The 22,687-nt window shown below is 64.5% G+C and carries 23 protein-coding genes; 11 read left to right on the top strand and 12 right to left on the bottom strand.

Going from position 1 to position 22,687, the window contains the following annotated elements; all coding sequences use genetic code 11:
- Positions 1–70 precede the first annotated feature (70 nt).
- On the top strand, positions 71–247 hold the full coding sequence (locus CH281_RS26725) for a hypothetical protein (protein WP_094609726.1): 177 nt from the start codon (positions 71–73) through the stop codon (positions 245–247).
- On the opposite strand, the gene CH281_RS02870 is transcribed toward CH281_RS26725, so the two are convergent.
- Entirely contained in the window at positions 213–638 is a 426-nt protein-coding gene (locus tag CH281_RS02870; protein WP_032365353.1) for a (deoxy)nucleoside triphosphate pyrophosphohydrolase, read from the bottom strand. The two genes, CH281_RS26725 and CH281_RS02870, sit on opposite strands and share 35 nt — an antisense overlap.
- A 14-nt stretch (positions 639–652) precedes the next feature.
- On the opposite strand from CH281_RS02870, the gene CH281_RS02865 reads away from it, so the two are divergent.
- Positions 653–934, top strand: coding sequence for a 4a-hydroxytetrahydrobiopterin dehydratase (locus CH281_RS02865; RefSeq protein ID WP_032365352.1), 282 nt, complete (start codon positions 653–655; stop codon positions 932–934).
- Here the strand turns inward: CH281_RS02865 and CH281_RS02860 are convergent.
- Positions 879–2,096 (bottom strand): mannosyltransferase, encoded by a 1,218-nt coding sequence (locus tag CH281_RS02860; protein WP_256983322.1) that lies wholly within the window; start codon positions 2,094–2,096, stop codon positions 879–881. The genes CH281_RS02865 and CH281_RS02860 overlap by 56 nt on opposite strands.
- 302 nt (positions 2,097–2,398) lie before the next feature.
- Here CH281_RS02860 and CH281_RS02855 point away from each other — a divergent pair, with 302 nt between their 5' ends.
- On the top strand, positions 2,399–3,259 hold the full coding sequence (locus tag CH281_RS02855) for an Rv1157c family protein (protein WP_052060737.1): 861 nt from the start codon (positions 2,399–2,401) through the stop codon (positions 3,257–3,259).
- Between the two features lie 105 nt (positions 3,260–3,364).
- On the opposite strand, the gene CH281_RS02850 is transcribed toward CH281_RS02855, so the two are convergent.
- Positions 3,365–4,114 (bottom strand): DUF1906 domain-containing protein, encoded by a 750-nt coding sequence (locus CH281_RS02850; RefSeq protein ID WP_094692803.1) that lies wholly within the window; start codon positions 4,112–4,114, stop codon positions 3,365–3,367.
- Positions 4,115–4,339: 225 nt separating this feature from the next.
- Here CH281_RS02850 and CH281_RS02845 point away from each other — a divergent pair, with 225 nt between their 5' ends.
- On the top strand, positions 4,340–4,918 hold the full coding sequence (locus CH281_RS02845; protein ID WP_032365486.1) for a TerD family protein: 579 nt from the start codon (positions 4,340–4,342) through the stop codon (positions 4,916–4,918).
- A 123-nt stretch (positions 4,919–5,041) separates the two neighbouring features.
- Positions 5,042–5,863 carry a hypothetical protein gene (locus CH281_RS02840; RefSeq protein ID WP_057472829.1) on the top strand — a complete coding sequence of 274 codons (822 nt, stop codon included), beginning with the start codon at positions 5,042–5,044 and terminating at the stop codon, positions 5,861–5,863.
- A gap of 62 nt (positions 5,864–5,925) precedes the next feature.
- On the opposite strand, the gene CH281_RS02835 is transcribed toward CH281_RS02840, so the two are convergent.
- On the bottom strand, positions 5,926–7,296 hold the full coding sequence (locus CH281_RS02835) for a sialidase family protein (RefSeq protein WP_094692801.1): 1,371 nt from the start codon (positions 7,294–7,296) through the stop codon (positions 5,926–5,928).
- 193 nt (positions 7,297–7,489) lie between these two features.
- Here CH281_RS02835 and CH281_RS02830 point away from each other — a divergent pair, with 193 nt between their 5' ends.
- Together CH281_RS02830 and CH281_RS02825 are read left to right on the top strand one after the other, a co-directional pair.
- The gene (locus CH281_RS02830) at positions 7,490–8,869 is read left to right on the top strand and encodes a WS/DGAT domain-containing protein (protein WP_057472827.1); all 1,380 of its coding nucleotides are present in this window, start codon (positions 7,490–7,492) and stop codon (positions 8,867–8,869) included.
- 73 nt (positions 8,870–8,942) lie between these two features.
- The gene (locus tag CH281_RS02825; protein WP_057472826.1) at positions 8,943–9,815 is read left to right on the top strand and encodes a PE-PPE domain-containing protein; all 873 of its coding nucleotides are present in this window, start codon (positions 8,943–8,945) and stop codon (positions 9,813–9,815) included.
- 6 nt (positions 9,816–9,821) lie between these two features.
- Here the strand turns inward: CH281_RS02825 and CH281_RS02820 are convergent, their stop codons facing one another.
- From CH281_RS02820 to CH281_RS02810, 3 genes are all read right to left on the bottom strand, one after another.
- Complete coding sequence (locus CH281_RS02820; protein ID WP_032365346.1) at positions 9,822–10,181, bottom strand: VOC family protein; 360 nt, start codon at positions 10,179–10,181, stop codon at positions 9,822–9,824.
- A gap of 54 nt (positions 10,182–10,235) precedes the next feature.
- Positions 10,236–11,189, bottom strand: coding sequence for an alpha/beta hydrolase (locus CH281_RS02815; RefSeq protein ID WP_032390343.1), 954 nt, complete (start codon positions 11,187–11,189; stop codon positions 10,236–10,238).
- A gap of 75 nt (positions 11,190–11,264) precedes the next feature.
- Positions 11,265–13,178, bottom strand: coding sequence for an alpha-amylase family protein (locus CH281_RS02810; protein WP_094692799.1), 1,914 nt, complete (start codon positions 13,176–13,178; stop codon positions 11,265–11,267).
- Between the two features lie 71 nt (positions 13,179–13,249).
- Here CH281_RS02810 and CH281_RS02805 point away from each other — a divergent pair, with 71 nt between their 5' ends.
- Positions 13,250–14,209: an SDR family NAD(P)-dependent oxidoreductase gene (locus CH281_RS02805; protein WP_094692797.1), complete on the top strand. Its 960-nt coding sequence runs from the start codon at positions 13,250–13,252 to the stop codon at positions 14,207–14,209.
- A 6-nt stretch (positions 14,210–14,215) separates the two neighbouring features.
- Here CH281_RS02805 and CH281_RS02800 read toward each other — a convergent pair whose 3' ends face one another.
- A complete protein-coding gene (locus CH281_RS02800) occupies positions 14,216–14,755 on the bottom strand; it encodes a hypothetical protein (protein WP_094692795.1) in 540 nt (179 codons plus the stop codon).
- A 37-nt stretch (positions 14,756–14,792) separates the two neighbouring features.
- Positions 14,793–16,532 carry a helix-turn-helix domain-containing protein gene (locus tag CH281_RS02795; RefSeq protein WP_094692920.1) on the bottom strand — a complete coding sequence of 580 codons (1,740 nt, stop codon included), beginning with the start codon at positions 16,530–16,532 and terminating at the stop codon, positions 14,793–14,795.
- Positions 16,533–16,603: 71 nt separating this feature from the next.
- On the opposite strand from CH281_RS02795, the gene CH281_RS02790 reads away from it, so the two are divergent.
- Positions 16,604–17,986: an FAD-binding oxidoreductase gene (locus CH281_RS02790; RefSeq protein ID WP_094692793.1), complete on the top strand. Its 1,383-nt coding sequence runs from the start codon at positions 16,604–16,606 to the stop codon at positions 17,984–17,986.
- A gap of 4 nt (positions 17,987–17,990) precedes the next feature.
- Here the strand turns inward: CH281_RS02790 and CH281_RS02785 are convergent, their stop codons facing one another.
- The 3 genes from CH281_RS02785 to CH281_RS02775 all read right to left on the bottom strand — a co-directional run bounded on the left by CH281_RS02785 (position 17,991) and on the right by CH281_RS02775 (position 20,485).
- Positions 17,991–18,314: a hypothetical protein gene (locus CH281_RS02785; protein ID WP_032386699.1), complete on the bottom strand. Its 324-nt coding sequence runs from the start codon at positions 18,312–18,314 to the stop codon at positions 17,991–17,993.
- 138 nt (positions 18,315–18,452) lie between these two features.
- Entirely contained in the window at positions 18,453–18,995 is a 543-nt protein-coding gene (locus tag CH281_RS02780; RefSeq protein WP_032386283.1) for a hypothetical protein, read from the bottom strand.
- A gap of 143 nt (positions 18,996–19,138) precedes the next feature.
- Positions 19,139–20,485: an MFS transporter gene (locus CH281_RS02775; protein WP_094692791.1), complete on the bottom strand. Its 1,347-nt coding sequence runs from the start codon at positions 20,483–20,485 to the stop codon at positions 19,139–19,141.
- A gap of 170 nt (positions 20,486–20,655) precedes the next feature.
- On the opposite strand from CH281_RS02775, the gene CH281_RS02770 reads away from it, so the two are divergent.
- A complete protein-coding gene (locus tag CH281_RS02770) occupies positions 20,656–21,423 on the top strand; it encodes a metallophosphoesterase family protein (RefSeq protein ID WP_094692789.1) in 768 nt (255 codons plus the stop codon).
- 4 nt (positions 21,424–21,427) lie between these two features.
- A complete protein-coding gene (locus tag CH281_RS02765; protein ID WP_094692787.1) occupies positions 21,428–22,597 on the top strand; it encodes a winged helix DNA-binding domain-containing protein in 1,170 nt (389 codons plus the stop codon).
- Positions 22,598–22,687: the final 90 nt, after the last annotated feature.

Raw genomic sequence — 22,687 nt, 5'->3', positions numbered from 1 at the left:
CCCGTAGTCCGGCAGTGCCCCGCGCCACCCTCAGGTCTGTGACCTGCGCCACCCATTAGTCTTGGTGCTCATGGGCAAGATAAAGGCCGCAGATGTCTCGGGGATGAAGCCCAAGAAAAAATGCTGCCGCAAGAAAGTTCGCTGCATCAAATGCCCCGTCGTGATCATGCGAATGAAGAAGTTGGAATCCGCGGGCGCGACCAAGAAAGACCTCAAGAAAGGTCTGAAGACCGCTCGGGCGAAGTGAGCAGAATTTCCTGTAGGTCCGGCAGCCACAGTCGGTCCGCATCGACCAGATCCACCGTCGGCAGCGTCGCGGCATCGACCCACCGTAGAGCCGAATGCTCCAGCGGCGCAGGGGTTCCCGAGACGATCGAGGCTCGGTAGGCCCGCAACACCATGCCACCGGGAAGTTCGACGTCTCCACTGAGCGCGGCACCGATCGAACACTCGACCCCCAGTTCCTCGCGTAGTTCGCGAGCCAGTGCGACGTCCTCGGACTCCCCCGGCTCGACCTTGCCGCCGGGCAGCTCCCACCGACCGGCCAACTCCGGCGGACGCGTTCGTTGCGCGAGCAGCAGACGACCGTCGTCGATCAACGCGGCCGCGACAACCACAGCGGTAGGGGTACCGGACATGCCACCATCTTTCTATGACCGAATTGCTGACCGACCGCGATATCGAGGACGCACAGCTCACCCACTGGACGGTGGCGGAGAAATCTCTGACTCGCACCGTCGAGCTGACGTCGTTTCCCGCCGCGATCGAGGTGGTGAACCGCGTGGCCGACGCCGCGGAGGCGGCGGACCATCACCCCGACATCGACATCAGGTGGCGGACGCTCACGTTCACGCTGTCCACGCACAGCGCCGGCGGTCTCACGCAGAAGGACGTGGATCTGGCGCGTCGGATCGATGCACTGATCGCGAATTGATGCGTCCCGCATAGGCGACCCAGCCGAGGAACAGGGCCGATCCGATCACGTCGACGGCACCGGCCCAGGCCTCGAGGCCGGGACGGGGAATGGTCCAGATCGATTCCTGGAAGAAGCTCAGCAACCAGGGCACCCCCACCGTGACCGTCACCAGCCAGTAGCCGGCAACGATCTTGGCTCCGGCGATATCGCGCAACGGCCCGTGCAGCAGCCAGATCACCATCGGAATCACCCAGATCCAGTGGTGCGACCACGAAATCGGCGACACCAACAGGCCCAGGAGTTGGACGATGACCAGGGTTCCCAGGTGGTCGCGGCGATCGAGTGCTCGCCATGCCAGCACAGCGAGGCCCACGGCGATCACTGCGGCGGCGATCCACAGCGGTCCCTGGCCGACGTCCTCGCCCACGATCCGGCTCAGAGCTCCACGCAGAGACTGATTCCAGACCGAGCCGACGGGTCCGATGCGGTCGGCATCGCCGAGCAACGTGGTGAAGTACGTGGCCGCCTGACGCCCCAGCACCGCGTAGCTGACCGCGACACTGAGTGCGAATGCCACCGCCGAGAACGCCGCGGCCTTCCACCGCCGAGTGGCGAGGAAGTACAGGCCCGTGATGGCCGGAGTCAGCTTGATGCCCGCGGCGAAGCCCACGAGTCCGCCCGCCACCCACCAGCGCGAGCTGCGTACCGCGAGTAGCGCGAGCAGCACCAGGAACACGTTGACCTGGCCGTAGTCGAGGGTGGTGCGTACGGGTTCGGACCACAGCCCCAGCGCGGTCCACAGCATGGCGATTCTCACCCAGCGGGAGTCGGCGGCCCGGTCGTCGCCGAGAACCATCGACAGGGCCAGCCGGACCACTGCGAACAGCGCGATCATCGTCGCGGCCTGCCAGACGATGCCGACCACCGTGAACGGCAGATAGTGCAGCGGGAAGAACACCAGGGCGGCGAACGGTGGATACGTGAACGGCAGTGGGAAGTCCGGGGTCTGCACCGAGTACGTGTAGTCGTACAGGTTGTCGCCGAGCAGCGCAGCGGAGCCTTCGACGTAGACGTGCAGGTCGACGAGGTTCATACCGTTGGGGGTGACGAACGCCCACACGAATCGGCTGATCACCGAAACTGCCAGCAGAACGGGGGCCAGCCGAACAAGTCGGTTCACGGTGCGTGGGGGGTCCGTTCGGTATCGATGCCGTTTATCGACAGCCGAGCTTATAGGGCGATCGATACCCACCCTAACCGTGCCGATCCGCTCGTAACATTTACATCACCTTTCACACTGGTCACTCGTGTAACACGCTATTGTTCGATTCTGCGGAGAATTCGCAGCGCGTGGCCCATAGAATCCTCGATAGAGTTCAGCCGGGGAGGACTGGACCTACTACGGCTGTACATCCGGGATCGCTCTACATAGAGTGACCCCTCGGGCACCGGCTGTCGCCGTGGACCTGCGTCATGATCAGAATGGGGAATATCACCGTGCTTCGTACTCGCGGAACGCGTCGCGTCGTCACAGCTCTGGCTGTGGCCGCAGCCGCCGCACTCGTTGTGCCGACCAGCGCATCCGCTCAGCCTCTGGTGCCCATGGCTCCGGCAGATCTGCCGGCTGCTCCGGCCGATCCCGCAGCGCTGATCGCCCAGTTCCTGCCCGCTCCCGGTGAACCCCTGCCCAACCTCTCCGACATCGAGGCACTCGCGTCCTTCGCGCCTGCCATCGTCGGTGCAGCTGCAGGACCGGCCGATGTGGGTGCCGCTCCCGCAGCAGATCTCCTCGGCCAGGCTCGCGCCCTTCTCGAATCCGCGCAGCTTCCGGACCAGGTCAAGTCGCTGCTGGAATCGGTCATCACCTTCCTGGACGGATCCGGCGGCGGCGGGCCCGAGCTGCCCTCCGACGGCCCCGTCATCGCACAGTTCCTGTACCCGACCCTGGGCAAGGGCTGCATCTCCGACACCGCAGATTCCGTCGGAACCGCCTTGGCCGTTCCCGGACCGGCCACGTTGCCGCCCCCCGGACCGGCTGCAGGCCAGGCCGGTTTCGTGTTCACCGCCCTCGGTACCGCGCCTCTCGCCGCGCAGCAGTCCGCTCCGCTCACCGTGACGTGGCTCAACATCGACAACCGCCGATCGGGAACCCAGGACCTGACCGGCGCAGCCAAGATCAACGCCGACGGCCCCGCGACGTTGTCGGCCATCGCTGACACCGGTCCCGGTCGCGTGCTGTCCGTGGTGTCCGGATCGATCACCACTCAGTCCAAGGAAGACGCCGCAGCGCCGCCGCGCAGCTGCAACTTCCTGCCGACGATCGGCACGGTCTACGTTCCGTAGCTCACGAGACCACAGCAATTCGCCCCCGGCTTCCTCGAAGCCGGGGGCGAATTGTTTTCGTGCTTATCGGCCGGGGAAAAGACCACCGAATTACACGGATGGTATTCAGATGATGTCGGCACCGGATTTCGACCACTGGCCGTAATCGGACTTCAAGACATTGTTGATATCCACTTTCACTCCACCCACCGTGTCCTTGTCGAAACGAATCTGGTGAATGTGCGCTTCGGGATGTACGAACCCCTTCGGGGTCCCCCAATTGTGCTGCCAATACCACTGGCCCAGCCCTGCGACGGACGCCAATTCGATGGTCGGAGCATTTGCGTAGATACCGGTGTTCTCCGCTCCGATCACCGACTGCCAGCCCAGGATGTACGGCGCGATGAGGGTGGCGAACTCGACGGCTGTTGGGTTGTCGTCGATCGATGCGTAGATCGGCCGATCGGACGGGCCACCGGCCGCCAGATGGAGCTCGAGTCCACGTTTCGCATGCTTGACGCCCGCAACGTACCCGCCTCGCCAATCCGCGGTGGCACCCTTACCGAACTGGTAGTTGGAGACCACCTCCAAGCCGGCCTCGGTGAGGGACTGCGCCTCCGACGCGGTCATCGGCTTGCCGACCATCCAGGTCGCGTCGGGACGCCGATCCGAGACGTAGCGGACAGCTCCGAGATGGCCTGCGCTCTTGATGGCCGACGCCGACGGCACCCCACCCGCGTAGTCGACGAGCGTTCCCAGCCCCGCGTCGGCGTGAGCGGTGGCCGAACCCCACGCGGCCAGGCCGACGGCGGCTGCGGAGCCGGCCGCGGCGTACTTGAACAGTTCACGTCGCGAAACCTGCACAAAATCTCCCATGCCGTTCGATTGCCACGGCGCGCCTACGTAACGAAACGCGCCGTCACTGCTATTTTCTGATGTTTTGTCGTATCCCATCACAAACACATGTGCACCGCCAGCCCCACTGCTCACACCCCACCCGCGTGGCTCGTCGTTCACACATGCAACTCGAGCACCGCACCCGCAGTCATGAATAGGGTGGGGAGGACGAAGCACGAACGACGCGTGAAGGAGTGGTTGGACATGGGCGTAACACTCGCCAAGGGCGGAAATGTCTCCCTGACGAAGGAAGCACCGAACTTGACCGCGGTCACCGTCGGACTGGGCTGGGACGTTCGCTCCACCACCGGCGGAGACTTCGACCTCGACGCGAGCGCGATCGGCCTCGGTACCGACAAGAAGGCGCTCAACGACAACTACTTCGTCTTCTACAACAACCTGCGCTCCCCTGACGGCGCGATCGAGCACACCGGAGACAACCGCACCGGCGAGGGCGAAGGAGACGACGAGAGCATCGACGTGGACCTTGCAGCGCTGACACCCGAGGTGGATTCCATTGCATTCCCGGTCTCGATTCACAACGCGGACGCGCTGGGACAGAACTTCGGTCAGGTCGTCAACGCTTTCATTCGCGTGGTCGACAAGTCCGACGGCCGCGAACTCGCGCGCTTCGATCTGAGCGAGGACGCGTCGACCGAGACTGCGATGGTCTTCGGCGAGTTGTACCGCCGCGGTGCCGAGTGGAAGTTTCGCGCAATCGGTCAGGGCTACGCGTCCGGCCTGGAGGGCATCGTGCGCGATTTCGGCATCGACGTCGGCTGACGCAGGGTGCGCGAGTCCGTCTCGATTGCACAACGGTCTACAGCTGAGCTTGTGACGCCAAGATGATGTGTGGTGATATCAGCGCACACGCAACATCAGCCACATAAGTCACAGGAGTCACACATGTCTCGTCGCCTCAGCCGTCTGGCGGGCGCGCTCGCGCTCTCCTGCGCGGCATTGCTCGCCGTTCCCGCCACTGCGGCAGCGGATCCGGCTCCCGCCGATCCGCTCGCCCGGGCGATCGCCGCATTGCAGGGGCAAGACGGTGCTTCGCTCGCCGCAGCGAATGCCATCGCCGACTCACGCACCCCGGTCGCCGAGAACACCTCCGCAGACCCCTTCGCGGCCCTCGACGCGGCCAACAAGGCTCTCACCGACTTCGGCATCACGCCGTTCTTCTACCCGACCGCTGCGATCAACTGCGCCGCCACACCGGGCGCGCCGCTCGGAATCGTGCCGGGCGTCGCCGGTGGTGCCGGCGGACCGTGGCCCCGGCTGACCGTGCCGCCGATCGCCACTCTGCCCGGCCTGCCCTCGATCCCTGTTCCCGAACTCAACGCGGTGAACAAGGGCGAGACGATGTTCGCATTCGTTCCGGCCGGCATCGTCAACGACTCGGCCGACAAGTCCGGCATGCAGGTGGCGTGGTTCAACGTCAACACCCTGCAGGGCGGCTTCGCAGACTTCGGCGGCCTGGTCACCACCATGGCCCAGTCGATCCTCGACAACTCCGGAATTCCGGCGGAGTTGAAGGACATGGCCCGGCCCCTCGTGGTCAACGCACTCAATGCGTTGCCCGCTGCCGGTGCACGCGCTGTCCCCGTGCAAACCGGATCGGGAACCGTTCTGGCCGCGGTGTTCGGCACCGTGAACCACAAGGCAATCGACGGCTCGGACAAGAGTTGCTTCTTCTTCCCGACGGTCGGCCTGGTGAACGTCGCCTGACTCAGGTCCAATCGAACGATCGAAAAGCCGTGCAGCTCTGCGCTGCACGGCTTTTCGCTGCATCAGGAGCGATCGATGCGGCCGAGCCGACCCAGAACCGCCTGCATCTCGGTGCGCCGCGCGCGTGCGGCCCAGGGACGCAAGCGGTTCCGCCCGCGCATCTGCATGACCGCTCCGGTCACGAGATCTCCGTTGGGCGCGAACCGGACCCGCACCATCTCGTCGAGAGATCGCCTGAAAACGGAGCCGGGGAAACCTCGACGGAACCCGTACGGAAACAGCGGAGCATCGGGTTCGTTGTACTTTCCACCGACGAAAACCGGTCCTGCAGTGCGGAAGTCGCGACTCTGCGCGATGAACCCGTGGAACGCGCGGCCGGCCTCACGCCCGTAATACGAAATTCCGACGCGCCCCGATCCGGTGGCGGTGATCGCACCGAACCGCGCACCTCGCACTCCAGGAGCGGACACCACGACGGGTCTCGACCAGCTGTTCGCGCCGTCGGAAGACCACGAAGCGTGCAGCAATCCGTCCCGGTCCGGCCACAGGGCGTACAGGGCGCCGTCGCAGTCGACAGCGACCGACTCTGGCAGTAGGTACCGGGAAGCGAGCAGCAGAAGGTGCAACGGGTTGTGATATTTGGCGAGCGCCGATCCGGGGACTATGCGGACATCCCAGGTCAAACCCTCGTCGCGGCTGACCGCGACCGCGAAACGACGGCCGTATCGGCCGCCGATGTAGACCGTGCCGTCCGGGCCGACGATACCGGTGCCGAATGCGACGTAGTCCGTACCGGGAAGTCCCGGAATGTTTTTCGGGTCGATGTCGAACCCGCCGGCTACCTCCCATTTGATCCCGCCGTCGTACGAACGCCAGATCACCTGGCGAGTGGCATTGATCAGCGGTCGCACCCGGAGGGCGAACGGCGTGGGAGCGGACAGGTACGTCACGCGAGCAGACGAGGGAGACGCGTCCGGTTGGGACACCCGAGGTCCGGCGAATACCTTGGCACCTGTCCTCGCCTTGGATGCCACCCTCCGGAAGCGCCACGTTCGACCTCGGTCGTCGCTGATTCCGAGGTCGAAGCCCGATCGAAACATGCGCGTCGGTGTCGAGTCGACGCGACCGGCGGTGAGAAACAGCCGGTCGTCGGCATCGTCGAAGTACATGTGCGCTCGGCGGCCGGTGTTCACCGTGCCGTCCGGCACCGATGCTCGCCAGGATTGTCCGAAATCGGAGGACTGCAGAATTCCGACGCCGTCGACGGTGTATGCCGGGGCGAGAAAGACGGTGTTGTCCGCGGCTGTTCCGAGAGTGCAGGCGGACGACCCGTATTCGGTGTAGGAGATATCGGTGGCGTAGTCGGCCGATGCTGCCGCGTTGGTCGAAAAGCGAAGCCCTGCTCGATATCCCGACGCGACCCGCGGTGTCACGACACCCGCCCGCGGCGGCGCGGGCGTCGTGTTATCGGGGCGCGGTGGTGCATTGGATCAGGCTAGCGTCGATTCACGCCGAAAACGCCGAGGCCGATGCAGAAGTCCTGGGCCGAACGTCGTGACAGCTCACAGAACGAAACCGGTCTGTTTCGAGACCGTCGACCGGCGATGCACGCCCTAAGCTTCTGGTGTGCCCTGTGCGATCGCCGAAACTCTGTTGTCGGGCTCTGCGCGTCTCCACCCGGTCGATGCGCAGGCGTACTGGATGGCGTCGAAGGTCCCCAGTGACCAGTTTCTGCTGTACTGCTTCGAGGGAGCGTGCGAACCTCTGGAGTCCACGGTGCGGCGGCTGCGCGTTCGCAGTGCAGCCATCGAGGTGCTGAGTCTGCGAATCACAGAGGTTCCGTTCGGTCTCGAGCGTCCGCACTGGACTGCGATGGACCCCGCCACGGACACGATCAGCGTTCACCCCGAACCCCGGACGTGGCAGGAGTGTCTCGACGCCGTCGCGTCGTCGTTCGAGCGTCAGGTCGACCCGCGACACACGGTATGGCATCTGCACCTGTATCCGAACGTATCGGGTGCTCCTGCGTGTGACGGGCCGAGTCTTGTTGCTGTTCTGCAACTGTCGCACGCAGCCGCGGACGGAACACTGGCCGCCCGAACTGCTCGCGAGCTGTTCGGTACACATTCCGTGCCCTCTCGGCCCGTTACACCGACTGCGGCACCCGCACCCCTGACCGCCGCCGTCGCCGCTCTGACTCTGCCTGTGCGAGTAGTGCGCATGGCTCGCGCCGGCATTCGGGCGCGACGCGACGCACTGCGATTGGAGGAACACACCGCGTCCGGTTCGGTCCCTCCTCCTGCACGTTCTCGCGCGTTGACGACTCTCGACGTTGCGCCTACGGACCGGACGGATCTGCGAACGATCGTGCTGCCCAAGTCGGCTCTCCAGTTCGCCGACACCTCGATCACCGTCACTGCTCTGACCGCCATTTCCGTTGCACTCCAACGGTTCCTCGGCGATTCGGACGATGCTTCGGCCGATCTCGCAGCCGAGGTCACCGTCGCACGGACGGCTGCAGTGGGCGCACGCAACAACTTCGGCAACGTCGGCGTCGGCTTGTTTTCGGCTGAACCGGACCTGCGGACTCGCAGCCGACTCGTGGCCGCAGACCTGGCCGAGCGCAGAGCGCGAGCAGGTCACCCGGTGTCGTTGACAGCCCGCGCATCTCAGAACGAGACAGAACGCCACGTCCCGGCATTCCTGGCGGCGTGGGGAGTCGCTCAGTTCGATCCGACTGCGGTGCCGCCGACCGTCACGGGCAACACTGTTGTCTCCAGTGTTTCGCGCGGTGCAGCGGACCTCACGCTCGGCGGCGGGCCCGTTCGATTCACGGCAGGGTTCCCTGCCCTCTCCCCTGCCATGAGCCTCACGCACGGCGTGCACGGTATCGGCGACACCGTCGCGATCAGCGTGACGTCCAACCGAGCGGCCGTACCGGATCCGGATCGCTACGAGATACTTCTGCGCGATGGCCTCGACGACGTACGTGCCGCGCTGAGTTGAACGCGTCAATGCCAGACAGTTCTCAGCATTTGTCGGGCGTTCGGCTCAGGTTCGTCGGCCACACTCGGTAACCATGAACCAGGAGCAGGTAACCGTACTCGCGGTCGGCGGCACCGGCGAATCGCGTCCGGCCGACCATCGGACCCGCGTCACCGGTCTCCTGTCGTGTGTCGTCGGCGCACTCGACGACCGTTTCGTCGGCCGCTGGGTGGGCTACCCGGCGTCGTACGGGCCCGTTGCGTTCGGGGGACTGAGCTACCGGCACAGCACCGAACTCGGAGTTCGTCGCCTGCGTCGCGCGATCGAGAACACCACTGGGCCTCTCGCTCTGATCGGATATTCGCAGGGAGCCACGGTCGTTCGCGAAGTACTGGGCCTCGTTCACGACGGAATCGTCGACGGCAGCCGCATCGTCGCGGCCGGTCTGGTCTCGGATCCACAGCAGCCGACCGGTGCGGTGCCCGGCTGCACCGGTCGCGGGGTTGCCGGAACCGGGCCGGCTCTGCCGGAGTCGATTCCCACCCATTGGATAGCTCTCGCGTCGGACATGATCTGCAACGCCAGCGACGACAGCCTCGTTCGCGACATCGCCGACCTGACGCGCTGGATGTCGTTCCGCACGCCCAAGACCTGGTTGCGCGAGCTCTGGCTACTCGTGCGCAGCAACAGCTTTCAGAACGCGACTCGCACTCGCCTACGACCGGCCCAGTGGGCGAAGGATGTTCGACGCCTCCGCACCGCGGCCACCGAGGTGTCCGGGTACCTACCCACCTCGCTCGGCTGGAGACGATGGGTGTGGACCAACTCGGGTGGCGGTCGGCACATCGCCTACGCGTCGGAGCCGTACGCAGACGGCCTCACCGGATGCCAGGTTCTCGCCCGCTGGCTCGGCGAGCAAGAGGATCAGCGGCTCGGCCGAGCTCTGCCCGCCGCGCAGGTCGCGTAACGCAGATCAGTCTCGCTTGCAGAGACAGAAGATGTGGCCGACCGGGTCTCGGTACACCCAGAACGACTCGTGCGCGTCGTCGATCAACGTCGCTCCGGCCTCGACGACGAAGTCGCGGGCCTGTTCCATCTCGTCGACGACGAAATCGAGGTGAATCTTGATGCCGTCGTTCGGCCAGTCGACCGGAGTGAAGTCGGGGGCCTTCTGGAAGGCCAACCGCAGTTCCCCCGGACCGTGGACGACCACCCAATCTCCGTCGTCGCGCACCGGTTCCCAGCCGAGGATCGTGCTGTAGAACCGGGCGAGCGTTGCCGGATCGGGACAGTCGAGAACCGTGTAGTCCACGGCGATGACGGGTGCATTCATGTCGGAATCGTAGCGAGAATCACCCGGGTCGGACTATCGATTACTCGCTGCCGATCAACCGCCGACTGCCGGGGCAATGGTCTCGAACCACGCCTCGTGCAGATGCTGCTGCCAGTGGTTCCACCAGTGCACGCCGGTGCCGGTGATCTTGACGTTGGGTCGACCGCCTGCGGCCTGCAACAACGGAACGAATGCCCGACTGCTCATGCCTGCGGCGGTTTCGAGCGGCACCATCTGCGCGAACTTGACGGGGTCGAAGCGGCTGCTGGCCGGGTTGAACACCGGGTCCGTCGCCGGTGAGCCGCTACCCGAGGAGACGAAGACTGCCGTGTTGCGCAACGCGCCGACATTGAGCGACGGATCGTTGCGGATCCAGTCTGCCGACGGCCAGGTACCCCACATGTTGCGCGCGTTGCCGCCCATCTCGCCGACGGCGACCGAGATGCCCTGAGCGAATCCGGGGCTGCTGGCCGTCGGGTAGCCACTGAACGACGCCACCGCCTTGTAGAAGTCCGGCCGGTGAGCCGCCAGGTTCAGTGCCGAGGTGCCGCTCATCGACAGGCCGGCCACGGCGTTGTTGACGTTGTCGCTACCGAAACGATCGGCCATGAAGGGCGGCAATTCCTGGGTCAGGAACGTTTCCCACTTCACCCGTCCGAGCTTGGGGTCGTCGCGCTGCCAGTCCGAGTAGAAGGTTCCGCCGCCGCCGAACGGAATGACCACGTTGACGTGCTTGTCGGCGAAGAAGCTCTCGACGTCGGTTTCGATGAGCCAACCGCTGTTGTCCTCGGGCGCACGCAGCCCGTCGAGCAGATACAGCGTCGGTGCGGGGCCGCCACCGGCAGCTCGGAGCACCTTGATCGGGATGTTCTTGTCCATCGACGGCGAGTAGACGTAGACCAGCTCGGAGTCGGCTTTCGCCACACCGGTCCCCATCAGCACCGTTGCCATCGTGGCGACCATGACCGCTACCAGAGCGAGCACCGAACTTCGTAACCGACCGCGCATCGAGATTGTCCCCTTGTTCGTATCCAGCCCCACCGTCCCGGGGAGGGTAACAGCTCGGTCACGGTAATGCGTCCTCTAGCGCGACGGGCTGTCGACGATCCACCAGGCCGCGTACGGCGGCAGCCACACCGATCCGTTGTCGTCGACCGCCAGGCCGTGCTGCGAGAGAACCTCGGTGGGGGCCGGGATGCCGAGCTCGATCAACTGCGCATGGGGGAACGGGCGGTGCTGAGGTGTGACGTTGTAGAGCCCCACCAGGGTGCCGCTGGGATGACGTCTGCGCACCACGAGCAGGCCGTCGTCGGATTCGGTCTGGACGTCGACCGGTGCCTCGGCGTGCAACATCGGTAGACCGGAGCGCACCTTCGCGATGCGAGCGATGCCGTCGAACACTCGTTGGGCGTCGCTCCCCTGCTGAAATCGGCCGGCGCGGTCGGCGTCGGTGACGCGGGGTCGATGCACCCACCTGTTGTCCTCGGCATGAGCCGGTTCGTCTGCCCAGTTCGGGTCTCCCGGGGAGCCGAGCTCGTCACCGCTCCACACGACGGGAATGCCGCCCCATCCGGCAATGATGGCGTGCGACAGAAAGATTCGCCCGAACGCGCCGTCGGAATCCAGGCGGGCCGGGCCCAGACCGGTGAGTGCGGCTGCGGTTCCACTGATCCGGCGATCCCCGGTGTCCGGATTGTGCTGGAACACAAGCCCTTCGGCCCAGGAACCGTCGAACTCGCCGGAGTACCAGTCGGCCAGAAAATGCCGATGGCCTGCACCCGACAGTCCGAGCGACGCCGCGTCACCGTCGTCGATGGCCCAGCCGATGTCGTCGTGGCATCGCACATAGGTCACCCAGGTGCCACTCGGTGGCGTGGGCGGTAACGACGCCAGGGCATGACGCGCCAAAGCCGTACTGCCCGTGGCCAACATCGACCAGACCTGCACCATCAGCGAGTTGTGGTAAGCGATGTCCGATACTCGCCCGGTGTGTCTGCCCTGCCCCAGATACGGCAACAGATCGCGTGGGCCGACGATTGCTTCGGCCTTGAAGAGCGTTGCCGGAGCGGCAAGGCGAGCGGTCGCTCGGAGAGCCTGGGTGATCGCATGCACTTCGGGCTGGTTCTGGCAGTTGGTGCCGAGCCGCTTCCACAGAAATGCGATCGCATCGAGGCGGAGCACTTCCACCCCGAGATTGGCCAGGTGCAGCACGATGCTCGCGAACTCCTCCAGCACAGCCGGATTGGCCCAGTTCAGATCCCACTGCCACTCGTTGAACGTGGTCCACACCCACTCGCCGAGTTCGTCGTCGAACGTGAAGCTGCCCGGCGCGAAGTCCGGAAATACCTCGGGGAGGGTGCGCTCGTAGGAATCCGGGGTCGTCCGATCGGGGTAGATCAAGAAATAGTCGCGGTACTTCGGATCGCCGGCTCGCGCCTCGACGGCCCATTCATGTTCGCGAGCAACGTGATTGAGAACCAGGTCGACCACCATGCTGATACCACGTCCGCGCAGAGTCTCGGCGAGAGTACGCAGATCCTCGTTGGTGCCCAGATCTTCTCGCACCGCGCGATAGTCCATCACTGCGTAGCCGCCGTCGTTGTCGCCCGGCCGCGGTCGAAGCAACGGCATCAGATGCAGGTAGGTGACACCCAGATCGGTCAGGTGATCCAGTCGTTCACCGACTCCGCGCAGCGTCTCGCCGTAACGGTCCACATAGCAGGCGTAGCCGAACATGTCCGGCTGCTGAAACCAATCGGGTTCGAGCAGTCGACGCTGATCGAGTCTGTGCAGATCCTCGGACCGTTCCGCGTACGCACGGGCGGCGATCTCCACGAGCGTGGCAGCCACTGCATCAGGGTCGGGGTAGACAGCCGTGACGGCGTCGTGCAGATCGGGAAACCACTGTTCGAGGCGGAGCTCGAACGTCTCGCGTCGATGGGCGGGCAGATCGGCGAGGATGTCGCGGGTGACGTCTGAGACCGTGGTGTGCGCCATGGACTCATCATGGCATCGAGCAGTCGCTGCCGACGCGCATACATCCTGACTCCCCGGGGTACTGGCGCAGCATGTCATTGCTGAGCCGCACGGTGGACACGATTCTCGACAGAGCCGTCGTTCCCGGCTACTCCCGAATCGGTGCCACGGTGCGTCGGCGATTCTGGGCCGCCGATCCGTTACCGTTCGCGTCCCCCATCGACATGGTGGTGACCGGCGCATCCTCGGGGTTGGGAGCAGCTACCGCGAAGCAGCTCGCCCGCCTCGGAGCGCGGGTGCACCTGGTCGGACGATCGGCCGAGCGACTCGACGCCGCCGCTGCTGCCATTCGAACCGAAGTGCCCGACGCCTCGCTCGTGGTGCGTGAGTGCGATGTCAGCGATCTCGATTCGGTGGCGGCCCTGATCGCGGCATTGGCGTCCGAACTGACATCGGTGCATGCACTCGTGCACTGCGCCGGGGTGATGCCGGACGAGCGGCGGTTGTCGGCACAGGGACACGAATCCGCTTTCGCCACCCATGTTCTCGGACCGGTAGCACTGACGGTGGGACTGAGAGAATTGTTCGACGCCGGATCGCGGGTGGTGTTCGTATCGAGCGGCGGCATGTATGCGGTGCCCCTTCAGAACCCGGACTTCGAGTACGAGAACGGCAAGTACTCCGGCATGACGGCGTACGCCAGAACGAAACGAATGCAGGTGGTGGTGGCCGAGCAACTGGCCGAACGCTTTTCACTCGAGGACGATCCGGTGGTGCACAGCATGCACCCGGGCTGGGCGTCCACGCCGGGCGTCACCGGCTCTATGCCGCTGTTCGATTCGGTGATGAAGCCCATTCTGCGCAGCGCCGACGACGGTGCCGACACCATCGTCTGGCTCGTGGCCGCCGATCCCGCGTTGACCAGCACCGGCACATTCTGGCACGACCGAGCGCCGCGGCCGACGCACTATCCCTCCTGGCGCGGAGATTCCGCGCAGGTGCGAGATGCATTGTGGGCGAATGTGGTCGAGGCAACGGGAATCGAGATCTGACGTCAGTTACGGCTCGACTGCCGGCCGCTTTCGCCCACCGACCACGTTCCGAACGAGCATCAGCAGTGTCAAGCTGGTACCCCAGCCCATCATGCACAGGATGACACCCACGCCCGATTGCCCGGTGACATCGGTGCTTGCTGAGATGCAGAACGCCGTCGAGAACCCAGCGGTTGTACCCAGCGCAGCGACGTGTCGGCCGGTATTCGCCCATCGCGACAGATGCGCGGCCAGCAGGCACAGCAACACCACCGTCGCCCCGCACGCGGCCACTTGCCAGGACGGGAACGCGTTCGGGGCCGGGAGACCCGGTCCACGGAACTCGCCCCGATAGTCGGCAGACCAGCTCAGCCACCCTGCACACGCGGCGAAACCCGATGCGCCAGCAATCGATCCGGTGGCCCATAACCCCATAGATCCCTTCCCCGGCCCCTCTCGCAGTCTCGAGAACAGAGCCCACAGAAGGAGCGCCCAGAAGGTGGACGGCACGCCGACGAAAACGAAGACTATCCACAGAAACTGGGACCACGAAAAGTCGACTGCCATCCGCCGACGCTATCCGACGAGCACCGATTCGTTCGCATCACAGACCCAGCAGGTCGGCCGATCTGCGCAGCCGCATCAGGACCTGAAGATCGAGAGCATTGTCCGGGTCGCGCCAGTGCGTTCCGATCAGGCGGTCGATCGCGTCGAGTCGTTGATAGAGCGTGTTGACATGCACCCCGAGAGCCGACGCGGTTGCCGAATGATGGCGTCCACGCGCCAGATAGGTCGAGAGTGTCTCCATCAGCGGAACCCCGCGCTTGTTCTGCTCGGCCAACAGCGGACCCAACTTTTCCTGCGTGAGTTCGTCGAGATGTTCACGCGCCAAGTGGCTGAGCAGAATTCGATAGATTCCCAGCCCCCGCGCCGAACATGCTTCCCCCTCGCGGCCGAGGGTGACCAACACGTCGACGGTCTGCCGAGCTTCCCGATAGCCCTTTGCCAGCGCCTCGGGTCCGGTGCTCGGCTCAGAGATTCCGACGGTGGTGCCGGCGAGGAACATCGGTGTGACCGTCGCCGAATCGCGCGCGGGCACCACCACGATCAGGCTCGAACCTTGCTCCGCGACAACAGATCCTGTCGGGAATCGGCCGAGCTTGGTTCTCGACGCACCCTGCGCGACGGCTACACAGTAGGACGTGTCGGGGGTAAGTCCGGCCAAATGGAGTTGTCGCCGTTCGGCATCCGGAGTGGACGCCGGGTGCGAGAGCAGGTCCACCAGGAACGCATCCTGGGCGCGCCGCGCGGAATCGGCGGCGGCTCGCTCCTCGGCAAGTGACAGGGCAACTGCAGGCGCGGCTCGGTCGAGCAGCAGACGCGTCCTGGCATCGTCCGGTCCGATCGAGATCAGCGCGCCGAGGAATTGACCGGCTGCGGCCACCCGATGAGCCGTCATCGACGGCGTCGACACGGTGTCCTTGCCGTCGCCACACATGCGTAGCAGTTCGTCGACCTCCGCCGAGTGGACCGCCAGTGCCGCGGGAACCGCAGCGGCATCCGGAACGAAGTACGCCGGACGCTCGGTCAATACAGCAATCTCGCGCACCAGTGTTCGTACGCCGCCGCCGCGCAGGACCACCTGGGTCAACGTTCGGTCCCACTGCAGTGTCTGTTCGAGTTCGGCTGTGCGTTCGGATAATTCGGCATTCAGCGTCTCGAGCCGGTCGATGGTCCGTACGTTCTCGATGGCGATGGCCGCGTGCGCCGCCAGCGCCGAGAGCAGGGCGATCTCACTGTCTGCGAAGTCGCGTTCCTGGCGCTTGCATGCAAACAGTGCGCCGATCACTCGATCGCCCACCCGCAACGGCACGCCGAGCAGACCGCGCATGTTCTCCGAGCGGGCCGCGCTGTCCGCACCGGTGATGTGCTGGAACGCCGGCTCGCTCTGGTAGTCGGGGGTCCACGACGGCGACGCACTGCGCACGATGAGTCCGACGAGCCCTGCGTCCTGTTCGAGCCGAAGGCCGACGAGCCGGGGAGTCAGGGCTCCGCTGGTGACGTCGATGACGAACTCGTCTCCCTGTACGGACCCCATGTAGGCGAGGTCCACGCCGAGAAGCCTGCGTGCCTGATCGACGACCTCTTGGAGAAGAGCACGGTTGTCTCGCACCGTCGTCAGTCGCACGGCGATGTCGTTGAGTGCCGCCAACTCCGTGCTGCGTTGACGTCGCTGATCCAACAGGGCGCGTAGCCGCAGAGCTGCGTGCGCCTCGGCACCTGGAAAAGCCTTCCGGTGCTCCTCGAGACGATCGATCGACGCGTCGTCGAGCAGAAGTTCCATCCATGAATTCTCCGCGGACATAGAGAGAACCTACATTGGCCGAGACCCAGCTCACAGCTAGAGTCGAGAACATGACGCTCGTCGAACAACTGTCCGAGGCCTTGCCCACCGATCGCATCGTGGTCGACCCGGACGTCATCGCCTCCTACCAGCACGACGAGGCGGAGTGGGCCCCGTATTCGCTGCCCGTTGCCGTCGTGCGGCCCCGGACCGCCGAGGAGGTGCAGACCGTCGTTCGAGCCTGTCTCGCCCACGGAACGCCGATCGTCACTCGCGGGGCGGGCACCGGTTTGTCCGGCGGAGCCAACGCCACCGAAGGCTGCGTCGTGCTTGCACTCGACGGGATGGACACCATCAAGGAGATCGACGCACTCGAGCGTTATGCCGTCGTCGAACCCGGAGTCGTCAACGATCACCTCAGAGCAGCCGTCGCAGAGCAGGGCCTGTGGTATCCGCCGGATCCAGCCAGTGCGCCGTGGTCGACGATCGGCGGCAACGTGGCCACCAACGCCGGTGGGCTGTGCTGCGTCAAGTACGGCGTCACCCGCGACTACGTCATGGGAATGCAGATCGTCACCGGTACCGGAGAATTGGTACGACTCGGGCGTAAGACCGCGAAAGGCGTTGCTGGATACGATCTTGCGGGTCTGATGGTCGGATCCGAAGGAACTCTCGGAATCATCACCGAGATCACGGTCAAGTTGCGCCCGCTGCAGGATCCACAACGCACCGTCGCCGGCTACTTCGATAGCATCGTCGATGCCGGACGTGCCGTGGCCGCAGTGGCCGCCGCCGGATTGACGCCGTCCGCGCTCGAGCTGATCGACAAGCAGTGCCTCATCGCCGTCGACGCCTGGAAGAACATGGGCCTGTCGGTCGAGGCCAATGTGGTGTTGCTCGGTCGGATCGACGATCCAGGGCTCATCGGAGACCAGCAGGCCGAGAAGATGCTGACGTGCTTCGACGAGGCCGGAGCCACCTGGTCTGCGGTATCGACCGATCAGGAGGAGGCCGACGCCCTGTTCTCTGCTCGGCGGTTGGCGTATCCCGCGATGGAGCGACTCGGACCGGTATTGACCGAGGACGTCTGTGTGCCGAAGAAGCATGTGCCCGACATGCTGTCGCGTATCGAACAGATCGGCCTGCGATACGAGACGACGATCGCCAACATCGCCCATGCGGGCGACGGAAACCTGCATCCGTTGCTCATCACCCCGCACGACGACATCCCGGCGCGCGAGCGCGCGCAGGCCGCCTTCGCCGAGATCATCGACGCTGCACTGGAACTCGGAGGCACTGTCACCGGCGAACACGGCGTGGGACTGCTCAAGATGGACGGACTGGCACAGGAGCTGGACCCAGTTGTGCTGGACATGCACCGCGCAGTGAAAAAAGCACTCGATCCGCACGGAATCCTGAACCCGGGCAAGGTATTCGCGTCCGGAAAGCGCTGAGATCCTACGGTTGAGTGCGCAGATTGCCGTTGTGCAGCGCGGTCACCAGCAGACTCGGCAGGCCGTTGACCAACAAGAGAACGGCCACCACGAGGCTTGTCGCCAGCCACGGCTCGGTCAGCCAGAAATGATTGCCGATCCGTAGCGCACCGACGATACTCAGTATCCATCCAGCAGCCTGGACACGTCGGGCACGCTGGGCAGGTCTGACCGGATACGAGCCGTTCACAGTAGGCAACCTACGGCCGTCGTTCTGACGAGCTGCGATCCGAGCTGCCACGACGTGAAGCAGTACAGCGAACGTGATGGCACACAAAGCAATCGACATGCTGTCCAGCACCCTCTCCCCGGTCGGTTCCTGTCCGCGCAGTCTCGCAAGCCGCGTAGCAGTACGCCAGGGGCCCGCATACCAATGTTCACATAGTCGAAAGAGACCCGTTCACAAACGGTCGAGGGACTAAACCCCTTATCCGACATCCGTCCCGGTTTTGGACCTCTTCCTGAGAAGCGCTGCAGCCGATACAGACACAAAGAAGCCGACGAGCCCACCACACAGCGGCAGAATGAACCACAAATACCCCTGACTGCTGAGCTCGACACGAAATGGTCGCGTATCGGTGAGTACGTAATAGGTAGGCGGCGAAATATGTGCCCAGGCAGCCGCGCAGAGGCCGAGCAGACCGCCGGTCATCATGCCGACAAGTCCAACCAGACCGATAGAAACTCGGGGTTGTACAACACTGCGTGCGCAGACAAACCCGAGCAGGCAGAACGCCATGGCCGAGAACGCCGGGAACACGATCACAGTAGGAATCCACGTTGGTGCCGGCTCGAAATACTCGACCAGATATCCCATCACGACTGCCACCGAGGATTCGGAGGAAGCGGCCAACCGTTCGGAATCGAATCGCGGTGCCACTAAGGTGTGCCACAGGATCGCAATCGCTACCCCCACCAGCAAACCCACTACCCCCGCCGCGAACGCGGCCTTACGTCGCTGACCGGTCATTGCGCCATCCTTGCAGGACAACTGATCCGTCGGAAAGCACCGTGCTCCCCCGAGCCATGTGCACGCCATGAACCCCCAGCTCCTGACCCGTCCACGACTCGTTGTCGCGCATGGATGCCCAGATCTACACATCCACTCGGTCGTCAGTGCGAGACCGGCGCTCCCGCATCACTGCTCGTGCTGTGGTCCACCGTGCGACGGTGCAGCGCCAATACCAACCCGACGGCCAACATCATGACCCCGCCGACGACCCACAAACCGGCCTTCGCGTTCCCGGTTGCGTCGAGTAGCCAGCCCGTCACGTACGGCGCGCCGAAGCCGGACAGGTTGCCCACCGAATTGATGATCGCGATGCCCGCGGCCGCGCCTGCCCCGGTTAGGAATGCACTGGGCAGGTACCAGAACACCGGCAACGCGCAGAACACTCCGACTGCGTTGACCGTCACCGCGATCATCGTGGTGAACGGCGAATCCATGTACAGCGCAACGAGGATGGAGACCGCACCGATCAATGTGGGGATCGCGACATGCCAGGTGCGCTCGCCGGTACGGTCCGAATGCCTGCTCCACAGCACCATGGCAAGGGCACCGACCGCGAACGGAACCGCGACGATCAGCCCGGTTGTCACGAGAGAGAAGTCGGTGTCGAACGTCTTCTTGAAACCGGCGACGATGCTGGGCAGGAAAAAGCTGAGCGAATACAGGCCGTAGGTGATCCCGAAGTACACCAGCCCGAGCATCCATACCCGTGCGTCGGTGAGAGCTCGTTTGACCGAGCCGGTGACGTGAGCGCTCTTCGACGAGCCCTCGGACTCCAATTCCGCTGTCAGCCAACTCTTCTCGTCGTCTTCCAGCCATGTGGCCTGCGACGGCCGATCGGTCAGGTAGAACCAGGTGATCACACCGAGAACGATTGCCGGGAGGCCCTCGAACAAGAACATCACGCGCCAACCGGAGAGTCCGAACAGTCCGTCCCAGTACTGAATGATCGCGCTCGACAGAGGCGCACCCAGCGCCGAGGAGACCGGCAGAGCCAACATGAACAGGGCCATCAGCCGAACTCGAGAGGCCCGCGGGAACCACATCGTCATGTACAGCAGGACACCGGGGAAGAAGCCCGCTTCGGCGATGCCGAGAACGATGCGGAGTCCGTACAGCCAGCCCGCTGTGGGTACGAATGCCATGGCGGCGGCCACGATTCCCCACGAGACCATGATGCGTGCAATCCAGCGGCGCGCGCCGAACTTGTGCAGGGCCAGGTTGCTCGGCACCTCGAACAGCAAATAGCCGATGAAGAACAGCCCGGACGCCAATCCGAACATTGTCTCGGTGAGCCCCAGCTCGTCGCTCATCGTGAGCTTGGCCAGCCCGATGTTGGTGCGATCGAGATAGTTGACGAAGTAGGCCACCCCGAGGAACGGAATGATGCGTCGAGCGACCTTCTTGACCACCCTGGTTTCGATCTCGGGCTTCGTCGTGACTGCAGGCATGGGCTCGGCTTTCCATCGAACGGAAGTGACTTGGACCACACTAGGGACCCATCAGGCAAGGGTCTATGGAGAAATCACCCATCGAAGACGGAGATCCGAGGGCGAAGTCTCCAACGCTCGACGAGGGTTGCCGTGTTGCAGTCGAATGCCCACGCTGCGATCCTGTGCTTGTGCGAGTAGCTCTCATTGCCGATATTCACGGCAACATCGCGGCGCTCGACGCCGTCCTCGAAGACATCGAACGGCAATGCGTCGACTCCGTGGTGAACCTCGGCGATCTGCTCTCCGGCGGACTGCATCCGCGCCGAACTGCGGATCGATTGATGGCACTGGGTTTCCCCACCATCGCCGGCAATCACGATCGCTACCTCCTCGAGCAGGAGCCCGATTCCATGGGCAGTTGGGATCGGCATGCCCACGATCGACTCGACGACGAGCATCGACGTTGGCTGGGTTCGCTCCCGTTCTCGCTGGAGCTGGGTAACGGAATCCTCGCAGTACACGGAACACCCACCGATGATCAGCAGTACTTCCTGCACTCGGTGGACCCTCACGGCTCTCGCGAGGCAACCGAGGTCGAAATCATCGAAAGGGCAGCAGGTTTCACGGACCGATCTGTCATCGCCTGCGGCCACACCCATCTGCAGCGCCAGTGGACACTCCCCAGCGGCACGCTCGTCGTGAATCCGGGCAGCGTCGGCGCGCCCGCGTACGACGACGATCAGCCCTACCCCCACGTCATGGAATCGGGGTCTCCACACGCCCGATACGCAGTGCTGGACGATCACGGCACAGGCAGCTGGACGGTGTCGTTCGAGCGCGTCGAGTACGACCACGTCGGTGCCGCCGACGATGCCCGCGCGCACGGAATGACCGATATCGCCGACGCGCTTCTCACCGGTTTCGTCGGTCCCGCGCCACGCGAGCAGTCACACTGAGCCCGTGAAGATCACCGACGTCCAGCGGCGACAGCGGCTCGTCGCGCAGCACTTGTCCGACGCCCCGAGTGCGGAATCCGTGGTGTCATCGTTGCTCGCGCTGCATGCCACCGATCCCGCGACCGTGTATCTCTCCGTGCTTGCGCGCGCCCGCTCGCTGGGACTGTCGGACGTTCGTGACGCGATGTACGAACGCCGTAGCTTGGTTCGCTTGATGGCGATGCGTCGCACGATGTTCGTCGTCGCGCACGACGACGTTCCGATGATCCACGCTGCCGCCAGCCTCGGGGTTGCCCGCACGATGCGAACCCGGTTGATCAAGCAGGTGTCGACGCTGCCTACCGAACCGGTGATCGACGACGTCGAATCCTGGCTGGCGGCAACCGAAGCCGAGACCGATGCCGTTTTACGCTCGATGGGTACGGCGACCGGGGCGGAGCTGTCCGCAGCAGTCCCTGGACTGAAGACCGCTCTGCTGCCGACCACGGACAAGGTGTACGACGTCAAACGCTATGTGACCTCCGAAGTGTTGGTAATGATGGCTGCGGAGGGAAAGCTGGTGCGGGTCGAGCCGCGCGGCGCGTGGACGTCGCGCCGACATGCCTGGGCACCGATCGATCAGTGGTGGCCCAACGGGATTCCCGAGTTGGACGAGACTTCCGCCCGAGCCGACGTGGCCCGACGCTGGCTCGACGTGTTCGGACCGGCGACCTTGGACGACCTGCAATGGTGGACGGGATGGAACAAGACGCAGACCCGTGGGGCGGTCGCCGAACTCGACACCGTGGCCGTCGAACTGGCCGAGGGTGACGGAATCATGTTGACCGACACAGTGTTCCAGGATTCCCCACCTCGGGCGATACTGCTTCCAGCCCTGGACCCCACTCCAATGGGGTGGAAGCACCGACACTGGTATCTCGGCGAACACAAGGCCCCACTGTTCGATACCTTCGGAAACATCGGTCCGACCATCTGGTGGGAGGGACGCATCGTCGGCGGATGGGCCGTGGATTCCACCGGTTCGGTGGTCACGGAATTACTCGAGGACGTCGGGTCTGCGGTATCGAAAGAGGTTGCAGCAGAGGCCGGTCGGATCACCGCCCTGCTCGACGGTACCGCGGTGGTCCCGTCGTTTCCGACGCCGTTGGAGAAGAGACTGCGCGGAAAGTCATAGCCACATCGGTCCGAGGTGACAGTCGAACTGTGTGTGTAAATGGCGGTGCCACACAACCCTTCGAGTTGTGTGATCCCCACTCCTACGGTT

The sequence above is a fragment of the Rhodococcus sp. 06-221-2 genome, assembly GCF_002258365.1.
GTDB lineage: Bacteria > Actinomycetota > Actinomycetes > Mycobacteriales > Mycobacteriaceae > Rhodococcoides > Rhodococcoides fascians.
The sequence above is the reverse complement of the archived record's forward strand: the minus strand, read 5'-3'. Positions and strand labels throughout refer to the sequence as shown.

Bases quoted from the DNA above. Each gene is read 5' to 3' on its own strand.
- CH281_RS26725 (WP_094609726.1), top strand. From the start codon at position 71: ATGGGCAAGATAAAGGCCGCAGATGTCTCGGGGATGAAGCCCAAGAAA.
- CH281_RS02870 (WP_032365353.1), bottom strand. From the start codon at position 638: ATGTCCGGTACCCCTACCGCTGTGGTTGTCGCGGCCGCGTTGATCGAC.
- CH281_RS02865 (WP_032365352.1), top strand. From the start codon at position 653: ATGACCGAATTGCTGACCGACCGCGATATCGAGGACGCACAGCTCACC.
- CH281_RS02855 (WP_052060737.1), top strand. From the start codon at position 2,399: ATGGGGAATATCACCGTGCTTCGTACTCGCGGAACGCGTCGCGTCGTC.
- CH281_RS02850 (WP_094692803.1), bottom strand. From the start codon at position 4,114: ATGGGAGATTTTGTGCAGGTTTCGCGACGTGAACTGTTCAAGTACGCC.
- CH281_RS02845 (WP_032365486.1), top strand. From the start codon at position 4,340: ATGGGCGTAACACTCGCCAAGGGCGGAAATGTCTCCCTGACGAAGGAA.
- CH281_RS02840 (WP_057472829.1), top strand. From the start codon at position 5,042: ATGTCTCGTCGCCTCAGCCGTCTGGCGGGCGCGCTCGCGCTCTCCTGC.
- CH281_RS02825 (WP_057472826.1), top strand. From the start codon at position 8,943: ATGAACCAGGAGCAGGTAACCGTACTCGCGGTCGGCGGCACCGGCGAA.
- CH281_RS02820 (WP_032365346.1), bottom strand. From the start codon at position 10,181: ATGAATGCACCCGTCATCGCCGTGGACTACACGGTTCTCGACTGTCCC.
- CH281_RS02815 (WP_032390343.1), bottom strand. From the start codon at position 11,189: ATGCGCGGTCGGTTACGAAGTTCGGTGCTCGCTCTGGTAGCGGTCATG.
- CH281_RS02810 (WP_094692799.1), bottom strand. From the start codon at position 13,178: ATGGCGCACACCACGGTCTCAGACGTCACCCGCGACATCCTCGCCGAT.
- CH281_RS02805 (WP_094692797.1), top strand. From the start codon at position 13,250: ATGTCATTGCTGAGCCGCACGGTGGACACGATTCTCGACAGAGCCGTC.
- CH281_RS02800 (WP_094692795.1), bottom strand. From the start codon at position 14,755: ATGGCAGTCGACTTTTCGTGGTCCCAGTTTCTGTGGATAGTCTTCGTT.
- CH281_RS02795 (WP_094692920.1), bottom strand. From the start codon at position 16,532: ATGGAACTTCTGCTCGACGACGCGTCGATCGATCGTCTCGAGGAGCAC.
- CH281_RS02790 (WP_094692793.1), top strand. From the start codon at position 16,604: ATGACGCTCGTCGAACAACTGTCCGAGGCCTTGCCCACCGATCGCATC.
- CH281_RS02785 (WP_032386699.1), bottom strand. From the start codon at position 18,314: ATGTCGATTGCTTTGTGTGCCATCACGTTCGCTGTACTGCTTCACGTC.
- CH281_RS02780 (WP_032386283.1), bottom strand. From the start codon at position 18,995: ATGACCGGTCAGCGACGTAAGGCCGCGTTCGCGGCGGGGGTAGTGGGT.
- CH281_RS02775 (WP_094692791.1), bottom strand. From the start codon at position 20,485: ATGCCTGCAGTCACGACGAAGCCCGAGATCGAAACCAGGGTGGTCAAG.